This is a genomic window from Citrobacter sp. C348 (genome assembly GCF_047467975.1).
In the GTDB taxonomy this organism is placed as follows: domain Bacteria; phylum Pseudomonadota; class Gammaproteobacteria; order Enterobacterales; family Enterobacteriaceae; genus Citrobacter; species Citrobacter gillenii.
Genome location: NZ_JASJUJ010000004.1, coordinates 263,489 through 275,516, shown reverse-complemented (window position 1 = coordinate 275,516; position 12,028 = coordinate 263,489). Strand labels below are relative to the sequence as shown.

General features: G+C 54.9%; 11 protein-coding genes. 2 read left to right on the top strand and 9 right to left on the bottom strand.

Annotated elements, in window-relative coordinates:
- The first annotated feature begins 41 nt into the window (after positions 1–41).
- Entirely contained in the window at positions 42–863 is an 822-nt protein-coding gene (gene cysE, locus QNN86_RS10300) for a serine O-acetyltransferase (protein WP_096759099.1), read from the top strand.
- A gap of 179 nt (positions 864–1,042) precedes the next feature.
- On the opposite strand, the gene trmL is transcribed toward cysE, so the two are convergent.
- The 6 genes from trmL to QNN86_RS10270 all read right to left on the bottom strand — a co-directional run bounded on the left by trmL (position 1,043) and on the right by QNN86_RS10270 (position 7,353).
- Positions 1,043–1,516 carry a tRNA (uridine(34)/cytosine(34)/5-carboxymethylaminomethyluridine(34)-2'-O)-methyltransferase TrmL gene (gene trmL / locus QNN86_RS10295; protein WP_003827329.1) on the bottom strand — a complete coding sequence of 158 codons (474 nt, stop codon included), beginning with the start codon at positions 1,514–1,516 and terminating at the stop codon, positions 1,043–1,045.
- 46 nt (positions 1,517–1,562) lie between these two features.
- Positions 1,563–2,903, bottom strand: coding sequence for an MFS transporter (locus tag QNN86_RS10290; protein ID WP_117342540.1), 1,341 nt, complete (start codon positions 2,901–2,903; stop codon positions 1,563–1,565).
- 210 nt (positions 2,904–3,113) lie between these two features.
- On the bottom strand, positions 3,114–4,304 hold the full coding sequence (gene lldD / locus QNN86_RS10285; RefSeq protein ID WP_096759102.1) for an FMN-dependent L-lactate dehydrogenase LldD: 1,191 nt from the start codon (positions 4,302–4,304) through the stop codon (positions 3,114–3,116).
- The gene (gene lldR / locus QNN86_RS10280) at positions 4,301–5,077 is read right to left on the bottom strand and encodes a transcriptional regulator LldR (RefSeq protein ID WP_096759103.1); all 777 of its coding nucleotides are present in this window, start codon (positions 5,075–5,077) and stop codon (positions 4,301–4,303) included. Before lldR ends, lldD begins: the two co-directional genes overlap by 4 nt.
- On the bottom strand, positions 5,074–6,729 hold the full coding sequence (lldP, locus tag QNN86_RS10275; RefSeq protein WP_279277519.1) for an L-lactate permease: 1,656 nt from the start codon (positions 6,727–6,729) through the stop codon (positions 5,074–5,076). The genes lldR and lldP overlap by 4 nt, the downstream gene beginning before the upstream one ends.
- A 261-nt stretch (positions 6,730–6,990) precedes the next feature.
- Entirely contained in the window at positions 6,991–7,353 is a 363-nt protein-coding gene (locus QNN86_RS10270; RefSeq protein ID WP_096759105.1) for a YibL family ribosome-associated protein, read from the bottom strand.
- 292 nt (positions 7,354–7,645) lie between these two features.
- On the opposite strand from QNN86_RS10270, the gene QNN86_RS10265 reads away from it, so the two are divergent.
- A complete protein-coding gene (locus QNN86_RS10265) occupies positions 7,646–7,852 on the top strand; it encodes a hypothetical protein (protein ID WP_096759106.1) in 207 nt (68 codons plus the stop codon).
- Between the two features lie 12 nt (positions 7,853–7,864).
- Here the strand turns inward: QNN86_RS10265 and mtlR are convergent, their stop codons facing one another.
- The 3 genes from mtlR to mtlA form a co-directional block, all read right to left on the bottom strand.
- Positions 7,865–8,455, bottom strand: coding sequence for a mannitol operon repressor MtlR (gene mtlR / locus QNN86_RS10260; RefSeq protein WP_096759107.1), 591 nt, complete (start codon positions 8,453–8,455; stop codon positions 7,865–7,867).
- A complete protein-coding gene (gene mtlD / locus QNN86_RS10255; RefSeq protein ID WP_414211043.1) occupies positions 8,452–9,600 on the bottom strand; it encodes a mannitol-1-phosphate 5-dehydrogenase in 1,149 nt (382 codons plus the stop codon). Before mtlD ends, mtlR begins: the two co-directional genes overlap by 4 nt.
- 128 nt (positions 9,601–9,728) lie before the next feature.
- Positions 9,729–11,642 carry a PTS mannitol transporter subunit IICBA gene (gene mtlA, locus QNN86_RS10250; RefSeq protein WP_414211041.1) on the bottom strand — a complete coding sequence of 638 codons (1,914 nt, stop codon included), beginning with the start codon at positions 11,640–11,642 and terminating at the stop codon, positions 9,729–9,731.
- Positions 11,643–12,028: the final 386 nt, after the last annotated feature.

The window sequence follows — 12,028 nt, the reverse complement described above, 5'->3', positions numbered from 1 at the left end:
AGAACGGGTTGGTCGTTTTGCTACCTTCTGTGGAGTACGCAATGCCGTGTGAAGAACTGGATATCGTCTGGAAAAATATTAAAGCAGAAGCCCGGGCACTGGCTGATTGTGAGCCAATGCTGGCCAGTTTTTACCACGCAACGCTGCTCAAGCATGAGAATCTCGGCAGCGCGCTAAGCTATATGCTGGCGAATAAGCTTGCGTCGCCAATCATGCCGGCGATTGCTATTCGTGAAGTGGTGGAAGAAGCCTACGCCGCCGATCCGGAAATGATTGCCTCGGCGGCCTGCGATATCCAGGCAGTGCGCACGCGTGACCCGGCTGTCGACAAATATTCCACCCCGCTTTTGTACCTGAAGGGCTTCCATGCGCTGCAGGCTTACCGCATCGGCCACTGGCTGTGGCATCAGGGGCGTCAGGCACTGGCGATCTTCTTGCAAAATCAGGTGTCCGTGACTTTCCAGGTCGACATTCATCCGGCGGCAAAAATTGGTCGTGGGATCATGCTCGATCACGCCACCGGAATTGTGGTGGGTGAAACCGCAGTGATCGAAAACGATGTCTCGATCCTGCAATCCGTCACCTTAGGCGGGACCGGCAAAGCGGGCGGCGATCGTCACCCAAAAATCCGTGAAGGCGTGATGATTGGCGCGGGGGCCAAAATTCTCGGCAACATCGAGGTTGGACGCGGGGCGAAGATTGGCGCGGGTTCTGTCGTCTTACAGCCCGTACCGCCACATACCACCGCCGCAGGCGTTCCGGCGCGGATTGTCGGTAAACCTGACAGCGATAAGCCGTCCATGGATATGGATCAGCATTTCAACGGGATACATCATACGTTCGAATGCGGCGATGGCATCTGATTTCGAGCTATCTTACTTGCCATATTGAACCTGGGCTGTGCTCGTCATCCTCACGTACTGCGTGTACGCTCCGGTGACTGTGCGCAGTCCGTGTTCAATCTGTCTGCGCCGATAACGCTCGAAACGAATAACATCAAATTAATGTAGGTCGGATAAGGCGCTAGCCGCATCCGACAAAATCAACTGCGTAATACCGCGCCCGGATATCCCAACTGGCGCCAGGCTTCATACACCACCACCGACACCGCGTTAGACAGGTTCATGCTGCGGCTGTCCGGCATCATCGGAATGCGAATTTTTTGTTCGGCGGGCAGCGCGTCGAGAATACTGGCGGGCAGGCCGCGCGTTTCCGGGCCAAACATCAGATAATCACCATCCTGATAGCTTACCGCGCTATGGGCCGGCGTCCCTTTGGTGGTCAGCGCAAAAAGACGTTGCGGATTTTCTGCAGCCACAAAGGCGGCGTAATCAGGGTGGCGCAGTACGGCGGTAAATTCGTGATAATCCAGCCCCGCGCGACGCAGGCGCTTGTCGTCCCAGGTAAAGCCCATGGGCTCAATAATATGCAGACGAAAGCCGGTATTGGCGCAAAGGCGGATGATATTGCCGGTATTTGGCGGGATTTCTGGTTCGAATAAAACGATGTTAAGCATACTGCCCCCTTAATAACGGGGGGCAGGATAGCAGAAAGGACGGGTACTATGCGACGGTCAGAGGCTGCGGTTTATAGCGTTGCAGCTTATAAAGCGTTGCGGCAGCAGCCAGCAGCGCGGGAACGCTGAGGAACATCAATATGCTGTCAGCCTGCCATTGCAGAGAAAGTAATTGGGCGCTGGTCATGGTCCCGGCGACGCCACCAAAGCGGCCCACGCCCTGCATCCAGGCAATACCTGTTGCGCGACAGTGGGTCGGGTAAAACGTTGCCGCCAGCGTCTGTAGTCCGGACTGTGCACCGTTCATGGTGATCCCCATCAGGAAGATCAGGGCGCCAAACAGAATGATGTGGTTATGTTCAAACCCGAGCGCCAGTGCAAACAGCATTGTCAGGATAAAACCGATGGAGACGACTTTGTGCGCTTCCCAGCGATCCATCAGCCAGCCGGCCAGCAGGATCCCCGCGGTACCGCCGAAGGTGAACAGTGATGTCAGCCAGGCAGATTCTGCCAGCGGGTAACCCATTCCCAGCATCAGCGTCGGCATCCAGCTCAGCAGCACATAATAGATAACCAGCCCCATAAAGTAGGTCATCCACAGCATCAACGTGCCCGGCAGCCACGGCATGCTGAACAACTGCGCCACGCTGCCTTTTTTGACGTCAGTCCGTTCTTCATCCAGATAAAAATGGGTGACCTGGTCTATATCACCTGGCATAAAGCGACGGGCAATTCGTTTGACCTGCGCGATCTCTTTCCCGCGATGGACCAGATACTTGACCGACTCCGGCAGAAATAACACCAGGAGGATGGTCAGCGCCAGCGGGGCAATTGCCCCGGCGAGCAGGACGCTGTGCCAGCCGTAGTTAGGAATCAGCCAGGAGGAGATAACCCCGCCACCTGCTGCACCGAGCGGGAAACCGCAGTACATGGTGTTAATCGCCATCGAGCGGCAGCGTTTTGGCGCAAATTCTGACACCAACGTGATGGCGTTCGGCATTGCTGCACCCAGCCCGAGTCCGGTGAGAAACCGCCAAAACGTTAACATATTCAGCGTCTGGGCATAGGCGGTGCCCAGACTGGCGAGACCAAAAAAGAGGCAGGAGAAGACCAGTACGCGCTTACGTCCCATGCGATCGGAAATCGGCCCGGCCAGCAGTGCGCCGAATGATAGCCCCAGCAGCGCGGCGCTTAATACCGGTCCGAGATCTTGTTTCTTGATCCCCCAGTCGGCTGAAAGGGTGGGAGCAATATAGCCCATCGCCGCCGTGTCGAAGCCATCAATGGCCAGCACCAGAAAGCCAAGGACGATGATGACCCAATGAAAGCGTGAAAAAGGACTGTCATCTATCGCCTGCTGGATATTCACTTTACCGGAATAAACCATGTCACCCTCGCCCGTTATGATGGTTGTTGTCGTGTGGATTATTATTGTGTGGGTTGTTGTTGTATTAGCTTGTATATACATTTGGCAGGTGAATAAAAAGTTGTCAAATATATTGAGTGTAAATGTTAACTGGTCGTTATTTTTGCATAAAAAATGGCCGGGCTGAGAACAGGCCGACCATTCAGAGTGTAGGGTTTTACGGGGGTACGGTTACGCGGCGCTACCCTGGACGAGAGGTGCCAGTGCGGCGGGCAGTTGCTTTCCCAGCTCTTGTACCAGTGAGTCACGGCTGATTTCACGAATGGATTTTGCACCGGTCAGCGTCATCGCCACTTTCATTTCTTTCTCAATAAGGTTCAACAGGTTAGCGACACCTGCCTGACCGTGGGTCGCCAGTGCATACAGGTAAGCACGGCCCAGCAGTACGGTATCTGCACCCAGTGCAATCATGCGCACCACGTCCAGGCCGTTACGGATGCCGCTGTCTGCCAGAATCGCGATATCGCCTTTTACGGCATCGGCAATGGCGGGCAGCGCACGCGCAGACGACAGCACGCCGTCCAGCTGGCGGCCGCCGTGGTTCGAGACCACGATGCCGTCGGCGCCAAAGCGCACGGCGTCGCGGGCATCTTCCGGATCGAGGATCCCCTTGATCACCATCGGACCGTCCCAGAATTCACGGATCCACTCAAGGTCTTTCCAGGAGATGGACGGATCGAAGTTGTTTGCCAGCCAGCCGATGTAATCCTCAAGACCGGTGGGTTTCCCCAGGTAGGTCGAGATATTGCCTAAATCATGCGGTCGACCATTCAGGCCAACGTCCCACGCCCACTGCGGATGGGTTACCGCCTGCCAGTAACGGCGCAGCGCGGCATTCGGACCGCTCATTCCGGAATGGGCGTCACGGTAGCGCGCGCCGGGCGTGGGCATATCGACGGTAAAGACCAGCGTGGAGCAGCCCGCCGCTTTAGCGCGCTCCAGCGCGTTACGCATAAAACCGCGATCGCGCAGGACGTACAGCTGGAACCACATCGGACGCTTGATCGTCGGGGCAACTTCTTCAATCGGGCAGACGGAAACCGTCGAAAGCGTAAACGGAATACCTTTGGCGTCAGCGGCAGCGGCGGCCTGAACTTCGCCCCGGCGGGCATACATGCCGCACAAGCCAACCGGCGCTAATGCCACCGGCATCGACAGTTTTTCGTTGAACAGGGTGGTTTCCAGACTCAGGTCGGCCATGTTCTTCAGCACGCGCTGGCGTAGCGCCACCTCCGATAAATCTTCGACGTTACGGCGCAGGGTATGCTCTGCATAGGCACCACCGTCGATGTAGTGGAACAGGAAGGGGGGCAGAATGCGCTGGGCTGCGGCGCGATAATCGCTGGCTGCTGAAATAATCATGAGTTGTTCTCCCTGCTAATTTCATTATGGTCACCGGGCAGACGGGTAATACGCGCCTGGCGGGCCTGGTCTTCATCAAAGCGTTTAATGGTGGTGTGGACAAAGCTGAGGTGCGCCATCATCGCCTTACGCGCGCCATCAGCGTCCCCGGCGACAATCGCGTCCAGCACGGCAAGGTGCTGTGCTGTGAGCTGTGAAAACACAGGTGGCACCAGGTACATACGCTGGCGGCTCTGTTTTACCGAGGACTGCAATACGTCGAAGAAACCGCGCATGGTCTGGAGCAGCACCACGTTGTGCGACGCTTCCGCAATGGCGAGGTGAAAGCGAACGTCTGCTTGTGAGGCGAGATCCGGGTCCTCACTCTGCGTGGCCTCAAAACATAGCCTGATTTTCTCTTTGTCGGCAGTTGTAGCGCGCATCGCGGCATGCCACGCGGTGCTGGCCTCAATGGCGTGGCGGGCTTCGAGAATATCGAAGCTGTAATCCGGGTCATCCGCCATCAGGCTTTTCAGCGGCTGAACGATGTTTTGTTCGGACCAGGCTTCATGCTGCCAGCGGACAAACGTCCCGCCGCCGCGACGGCTGAGCAGCACGCCTTCACTGACCAGCTTTGCCAGCGCCTCGCGCAGTGAATTACGCGACACGCCGAGCTGTACGGCCAGCTGGCGCTCGGCGGGCAACTTCATGCCCGCCTCCAGCTGTTGTTCTTCAATCAGCGCCCGTACGCGAGTAGCGACCTCGTCGGACAGGCGTCTGGGCATCACAATCATGGGATCATCCAGGTTAAGACATAGGCCTGAAGCGTGGTAATCACACCCACCATACAGGTGAATATCAGGCTGTGTTTCACGGTAAAGCGGAACAGGTCAGACTCTTTACCCACCAGTCCCACGGCCGCACAGGCGATGGCGATAGATTGCGGGGAGATCATTTTGCCGGTTACGCCACCGGTGGTATTTGCCGCCACCAGCAGTACATCGGAGACACCGATTTGCTGCGCTGCCGTTGCCTGTAGGGCCGCGAACAGTGCGTTAGAAGAGGTATCTGACCCGGTCAGGAACACGCCCAGCCAGCCGAGGAACGGCGAGAAGAAGGTAAAGGCGCTGCCGGTGTGCGCCAGCGCTAAGGCCAGCGTCGAAGACAGCCCCGAGTAGTTAGAGATAAACGCGAACGCCAGTACCATCCCGATGGAATAGATGGGCAACGCCAGCTCTTTTAGCGTGCTGCCGAAGGTGTGCAGGGCGGCAGAGGGCTTCATTTTCAGCCAGACGATAGACAGCAGGGCGGCAAACAGAATGGCGGTGCCGGTCGCTGAGAACCAGTCAAACTTGTATACCGCCGCGTAGGCCGTGGCTTCGTGTACCACCGGCGGCATGCGGGCCACCAGTTTGTCGAGGAACGGTACCGGAACATTCACCACCCAGTGATACATCGCGCCGCCAGGAGCAAACAGCGCTTTAAACGGTGGGATGCTCCACAGCGTGACCGTTGCTGTCAGAAACAGGAACGGTGACCAGGCGCGAACCACCTGGCCGGCGGTGTAGTGAGTGCGGGCCAGAGTTTGATCGACCTGTGAAGCACCCATGTCACCAAAGCGGAAGATGCGTACCGGCTGCCAGCGTTTCAGGAACAGCGTCAGACACACCAGTGACACCAGAGAAGAGATGATGTCCGGCAGTTCTGGCCCGATAAAGTTAGAGCTGAGGTACTGCGCGATGGCAAAGGAGCCGCCTGCGACCATTACCGCCGGCCAGGTCTCTTTCACGCCGCGCCAGCCGTCCATAATCGCCATGATCCAGAACAGCACGATAATCGTCAGGAACGGCAGCTGGCGGCCTACCATCTGGCCGATTTCAAAACTGTCCAGCCCGGTAACCTGACCAGCAACCAGGATCGGAATACCCATTGCGCCAAACGCCACCGGTGCGGTGTTTACAATCAGGCACAGACCTGCGGCGTACAGCGGGTTGAAGCCCAGGCCAACCAGCAGTGCGGCGGTAATCGCCACCGGGGCGCCAAATCCTGCAGCCCCCTCGAGGAATGCGCCAAAGCAGAAGCCGACAATCAGCATCTGCAGACGCTGGTCCGGGGTAATCGACAGAATTGAGGAACGGATAATGTCGAACTGCCCGGTCTTGACCGAAATCTTATAGACGAATACGGCGGCGATGATTATCCAGGCAATCGGCCACAGACCATAGAAGAAGCCGTACACCACGGATGCCAGCGCGTGATCGACCGGCATTTTGTAGAACAGCAAGGCGACCAACAGGGCAATCCCTACCGTCCACGTCGCAGCGACATAACCTTTCAGCTTGAGCTTAATCAGCGCGAAGAAAAAGAACAGAATAGGGAGTGAGGCAATCAGGCTTGAAAGCCAGATGTTACCGGCCGGGTCGTAGTTTTGTTGCCAGAGATTCATTGCAGGTCTCCTGGGGGCCGCCGACATAATGCAATGAGTCTGTGCTCATCTCGTCGTCACACTATGTGTAAAAGTGGCCCTGCCAATATTGTTGTGTAGGGGTAATGACAACGAATGGTTAATCAAATGTTATTTATTGGCAACGGCATTGTAAGCTATTTTTAACGAAATGTGAGGGGGTATTCGGATCTGGCTAAAATTGGTAGGGCCAATTGGCGGAGAAATAGGAGACCGGGCAAACGGACGTTGCCCGGAGGGTGATCAAAACTCAGTCTTTGAAAAGCCAGTCATCTCTTTCAGGCCCATTTCGCGACCCAGTTCGGTCATCGGGTGTACGATCACCAGGCCGCGCACGCTTTTCTTCAGCTTGCCCATGTCGGCCTGCTCTTTTTTGGTGATGGCGCGACGGAACGGGAGCTTGCTGAGCTTTTGTGCTTCTTTGCTCAACTTCTGACCGTGAACTTCACGCAGGCGCACGATCTCGGCTTCCAGCGTTTCTTTTTCTTTTTCCAGCTCGGCATATTTGTCGGCGGCTTCAACCAGTGACAGGTCTGCCTGCTGGTGGCGGATGGCGTCCAGGCGATCGCTCAGACGTTTAATTTCGTTTTTTTCGACTTCTTTCATAGGATAGCTTCTGCTAAAAATAGGATGAATATCCTATAGTATGCGCGCAGAGGGGGATTATTCTCAACTAATCGAAGATAAATAATCAAATGCTGCAAGTATTATTTCGCTAATGAAAATGTTAGCTGTTTGATTAAAAAGGGATTTTAAGAAATAAGATCGTTGATGGTGCTTTTTGTCGGTGGCGGCATAGTGAAGCACGTTTTCCTCAATATAATTAACCATCCGATCCTAAACTTAAACCATCGACCGCGCAGGCGGGTCGCGGATAATACATGGAGGATGAATCATCATGGCGAAAATAGGCGAGAACGTTTCGATTCTTATTGATAAAACCATCGATTTTATGGCGTCAAGCCAGGCTTTTCGTGAGTACCTGAATAAAACGCCGCCGCGTAACACGGTGCCTTCTGAGGTCCCGCAGGAGAATGTGCCGCTGTATCTGCAGCGCCTGGAATACTATCGCCAGCTGTATCGACCGCAGCAGGATGAGAAGTAAATCGGTATGGCGTTATTTCTGAAAGGCTTTCTTTAAGCTGATTTTAGAAATCAGCTCGGTCAGAGAGAGCACCATGGTTGAGCGTACCATTTGCTGGTAGCGCTGGATTTGCATGGCGTATAAACCCGAGTCTGAGGTATCAAACTGGGGCGGGGGCGGGAGCGCCGTCACGCAGTGCAGTTCACCAAACGGTCCGAGAATTTCGTCGTCGGTGAACGCATATTCATTACCGTCGTGATTCAATTCCTCACGCAGCGCCATCAGCAGCTCCGCATCTTCATACTCAGGGCGGCTGAGCACGCCCAGGCCGTAGATCAGCTTCAGACGGACCGACAGATCGCCCAGCGGTCCATCGCCGTCGAGCAACGGTTCCACTGCATATTTCACCGCGTAGTCGTCTTTGCGAAATACCTGAAGCACCAGGATATTCACCGCCTCGGTGAGTAAATCTACGGCGGTGATGAGGAAGCTGCGTACGGTTTTGCCAGCATTCAGACGCTCAAGCACACGATTTTCAAAGGCCTGCGTTTGTTCCATTATTGCCTGCATATCTGACAATCTGATATTCGGGCGCAGGCTGACCTGCGCCGCACTGTGGATCATTTGGTTGCGTTATATGCGTTAACCGCCTCCGCCACCACGTCGCTGTTGGCATCCAGTCCGGAAACCTGTGCCAGCGCGGCCTGTGGGCCTTTTTCGTCAATCAGCGCCGCCAGTTCCTGCGCCTGCGGGTCTTCTGCACTGCGGTAATGCATCGCTGCAGCAATACCCTGCACCAGATTAACGTGCGGCAGCCCGTACTCCAGCGTGCCGAGCAGCGGCTTGATTAAACGGTCGCCCGCGCTCAGTTTACGCAGCGGCTGACGGCCTACGCGCTCAACGTCATCTTTCAGGTACGGGTTTTCAAAACGACTGAGGATTTTCTGAATGTATGCTGCATGTTTTGCCGCATCAAAGCCATAGCGTTTGATCAGTACCGCGCCGCTCTCTTCCATCGCACCTTTTACCACTGCGCGGATTTTCTCGTCGAGAATCGCGTCACGGATGGTCTGATGACCGGTCAATTTTCCGAGGTACGCGGTTATAGCATGCCCCGTGTTCAGCGTGAAGAGCTTACGTTCGACAAATGCCATCAGGTTATCAGTTAATTCCATTCCCGGGACGTTTGGCAGCTCGCCTTTAAACTGGGTTTTGTCGACAATCCACTCGCTGAAGGTTTCTACGGTCACTTCCAGCGGGTCATTGGCGGCAGAGGCGGAAGGCGGAACAATACGGTCTACGGCAGAATCGACAAAACCAACGTGTTCTTCAACCCAGGCTTTATCCGCATCGTCCAGCGCGTTCAGCACGTGGCCTTTCAGCTGGGTGGTGCCGCGCACCATGTTTTCACAGGCAATAATATTCAGAGGGGTGCTAATACCCTGCGCTTTACGCTTGACCAGCCCTTTGGCGATGGCAGGCGCAATGCGCTCCAGCACGACCGGACCAACCGCGGTGGTCACGAGATCAACCTGGGCAATCAGTTCAACGACATCGTCGCCGATGCTGCTGACGGCGTTAACGCCGGAAACGGTATCAACCTGCTCATTTTCACCGACAACATGAACCTGATAGCTATGACGGGCATTCAGGGCGTCGAGAACCACCTGATTTACATCCGCAAACGTCAGTTGTATCCCCGCGTCTGCCAGCAGTTTGCCGATAAAGCCACGACCGATATTACCTGCGCCAAAATGTAATGCTTTCATAGTATTAACCTTCATTAATGTTTTTACCCAAGAGGGCTGGGGTGAGGCTTTTCCCTCAACCTAACCCTCTCCACAAGGGAGAGGATTTTGTAGGCCCGGTAAGCATGAGTCTTACCGGGCAATAACGCTTACTTACGACCTGCCAGCAGTTCCAGCACTTCATCCACGCTGGTGGTCTGCGCCAGACGTTCGATCACGGATTCATCATCCAGCGCGTTGGTCAGGCTGGTAATCACCTGGATGTGCTCATTGTTACGCGCGGCGATACCAATCACCAGGCGGGCAATGTCGTCTTCTTCTTCACCGAAGCGCACACCTTCCGGGTACTGACAGAACACGATGCCGGTTTTCAGCACGCGATCTTTAGCTTCGATGGTGCCGTGCGGTACCGCAATGGACTCACCCAGGTAGGTAGAGGTCAGTTTTTCGCGATCCAGCATTGCCTGGACGTATTCCGGCTCAACATAGCCGCCTTTCACCAGTTGCTCACCGGCAAACAGAATGGCTTCTTCTTTGTTGGTGGCTTTACGGCCAAGGAAGATATTCTCCGCACCCAGTTTGAACAGGTTATTATCACCTTCATCAAAACTGTCTTTCAGGTGGTCACGTACCTTCTCTTCGTTAACGTTGTGGCGCTGTGCGGCAACCAGACGCTCGGTCAGGCTGGTGTACAGACCGCTGTCGAGGAAGTTGGTCAGCGAAATGTGCTGCGCCTGCGGAACCTGGCGCATAGCGCGTTCGGTCAGGTCACGGTGTGTAATGACCAGATCCACATCCGGCGGCAGATTGTTAATCGCGCTGTTGGTGACGGAGATCTGAGACAGACCGGCATCCTGCACTTTCTTGCGCAGTACGCCTGCACCCATTGCGCTGGAGCCCATACCGGCATCACAGGCAACGATGATTTTACGCACATGGCTCAGGTCGTTGGTGACATCGCCCGCAGACAGCGGAGATGAACCTTTGGATTCTGCTTTCATGTCGTGCATGCGACGGGTCGCTGCATCAATGTCATCTTCTTCTTTCACTTTGCTGGTTTTCAGCAGAATGGCTGAGACCACAAAGGAGACCGCCATGGCCGCACAGATTGCCGCGATGTTAGCGAAGTACGCACCTTTTGGCGTCATGGCCAGTACGGCCAGGATAGAGCCCGGAGAGGCCGGAGAAACCAGACCGCCGCCGAGGATAGTCAGCGTAAATACGCCGGTCATACCGCCGAGGATAACGGCCAGGATCAGACGTGGGTTCATCAGCACGTACGGGAAGTAGATTTCGTGGATACCGCCCAGGAAGTGGATGATAGCCGCACCGCCCGCAGACTGTTTAGCGCTACCGCGACCGAAGAACATGTACGCCAGCAGGACGCCCATACCCGGACCCGGGTTTGCTTCAATCAGGAAGAAGATGGATTTGCCCATCTCATGGGACTGCTGAATGCCCAGCGGTGAGAAAATACCGTGGTTGATGGCGTTGTTGAGGAACAGGATTTTCGCCGGTTCAACAAAGATAGACGCCAGCGGCAGCATGTCATGGACAACCATGAAGTTAACGCCTGCTGCCAGAATTTTGGACAGGGCTTCAACCAGTGGGCCAATGCCGAGGAACGCCAGGATAGCGAGGATCATCCCGATGATGCCGGCGGAGAAGTTGTTCACCAGCATCTCAAAGCCGGATTTAATCTTACCGTCAACCCAGTTATCGAAGTGTTTAATCGCCCAGCCGCCCAACGGACCGGCAATCATCGCGCCGAGGAACATCGGCATATCTGCACCGACGATCACACCCATTGTGGTGATAGCCCCGACTACGCCGCCGCGATCGCCACCCACCAATTTACCGCCGGTGTAACCAATCAGCAGCGGCAGAAGATAGGTGATCATAGGGCCAACAAGCTTCGCCAGCGTTTCGTTCGGCAACCACCCTGTCGGAATGAATAATGCGGTGATAATACCCCACGCGATAAACGCGCCGATATTTGGCATCACCATGTTGCTGAGGAATCGACCAAAGCTTTGCACTTTGATCTTAATATCGGATGACATAAAAACACCCCTTCTTATGTTTGCTATCGCGCAGGCTGAAAGCCCGAGGTTTGTTAATGTAGCGGCAGGAGGTAGCCGGACCCTGTAGATACTGCGAAATCTGGCACTGAATCGTTCAACTGTCCAGTCGACGCCTTTTTATGTGATATTCGTCACGTAAATATAGGGTGTATGGCGGTAGTTAATGTGATATTCATCACAAAATGCCAGTACAAAAAAACACCTCACGGTTAGAATTCACCCAAAAAGGCAGAAAAATGTGAATTGGTTCACGTTTTATGTTGGCGTGTTTGTTGAGTCTTTGTGATCTGAATCACAAGAAATTTTCATCTGTTTTTTTCCCAGTGTGATCTGAAGCAGATTCTCCCCCGCCCATTTTTTGCGGA

Bases quoted from the DNA above. Each gene is read 5' to 3' on its own strand.
- lldR (WP_096759103.1), bottom strand. From the start codon at position 5,077: ATGATTGTGATGCCCAGACGCCTGTCCGACGAGGTCGCTACTCGCGTA.
- cysE (WP_096759099.1), top strand. From the start codon at position 42: ATGCCGTGTGAAGAACTGGATATCGTCTGGAAAAATATTAAAGCAGAA.
- QNN86_RS10265 (WP_096759106.1), top strand. From the start codon at position 7,646: ATGGCGAAAATAGGCGAGAACGTTTCGATTCTTATTGATAAAACCATC.
- lldP (WP_279277519.1), bottom strand. From the start codon at position 6,729: ATGAATCTCTGGCAACAAAACTACGACCCGGCCGGTAACATCTGGCTT.
- mtlR (WP_096759107.1), bottom strand. From the start codon at position 8,455: ATGATCCACAGTGCGGCGCAGGTCAGCCTGCGCCCGAATATCAGATTG.
- mtlD (WP_414211043.1), bottom strand. From the start codon at position 9,600: ATGAAAGCATTACATTTTGGCGCAGGTAATATCGGTCGTGGCTTTATC.
- QNN86_RS10290 (WP_117342540.1), bottom strand. From the start codon at position 2,903: ATGGTTTATTCCGGTAAAGTGAATATCCAGCAGGCGATAGATGACAGT.
- mtlA (WP_414211041.1), bottom strand. From the start codon at position 11,642: ATGTCATCCGATATTAAGATCAAAGTGCAAAGCTTTGGTCGATTCCTC.
- lldD (WP_096759102.1), bottom strand. From the start codon at position 4,304: ATGATTATTTCAGCAGCCAGCGATTATCGCGCCGCAGCCCAGCGCATT.
- QNN86_RS10270 (WP_096759105.1), bottom strand. From the start codon at position 7,353: ATGAAAGAAGTCGAAAAAAACGAAATTAAACGTCTGAGCGATCGCCTG.
- trmL (WP_003827329.1), bottom strand. From the start codon at position 1,516: ATGCTTAACATCGTTTTATTCGAACCAGAAATCCCGCCAAATACCGGC.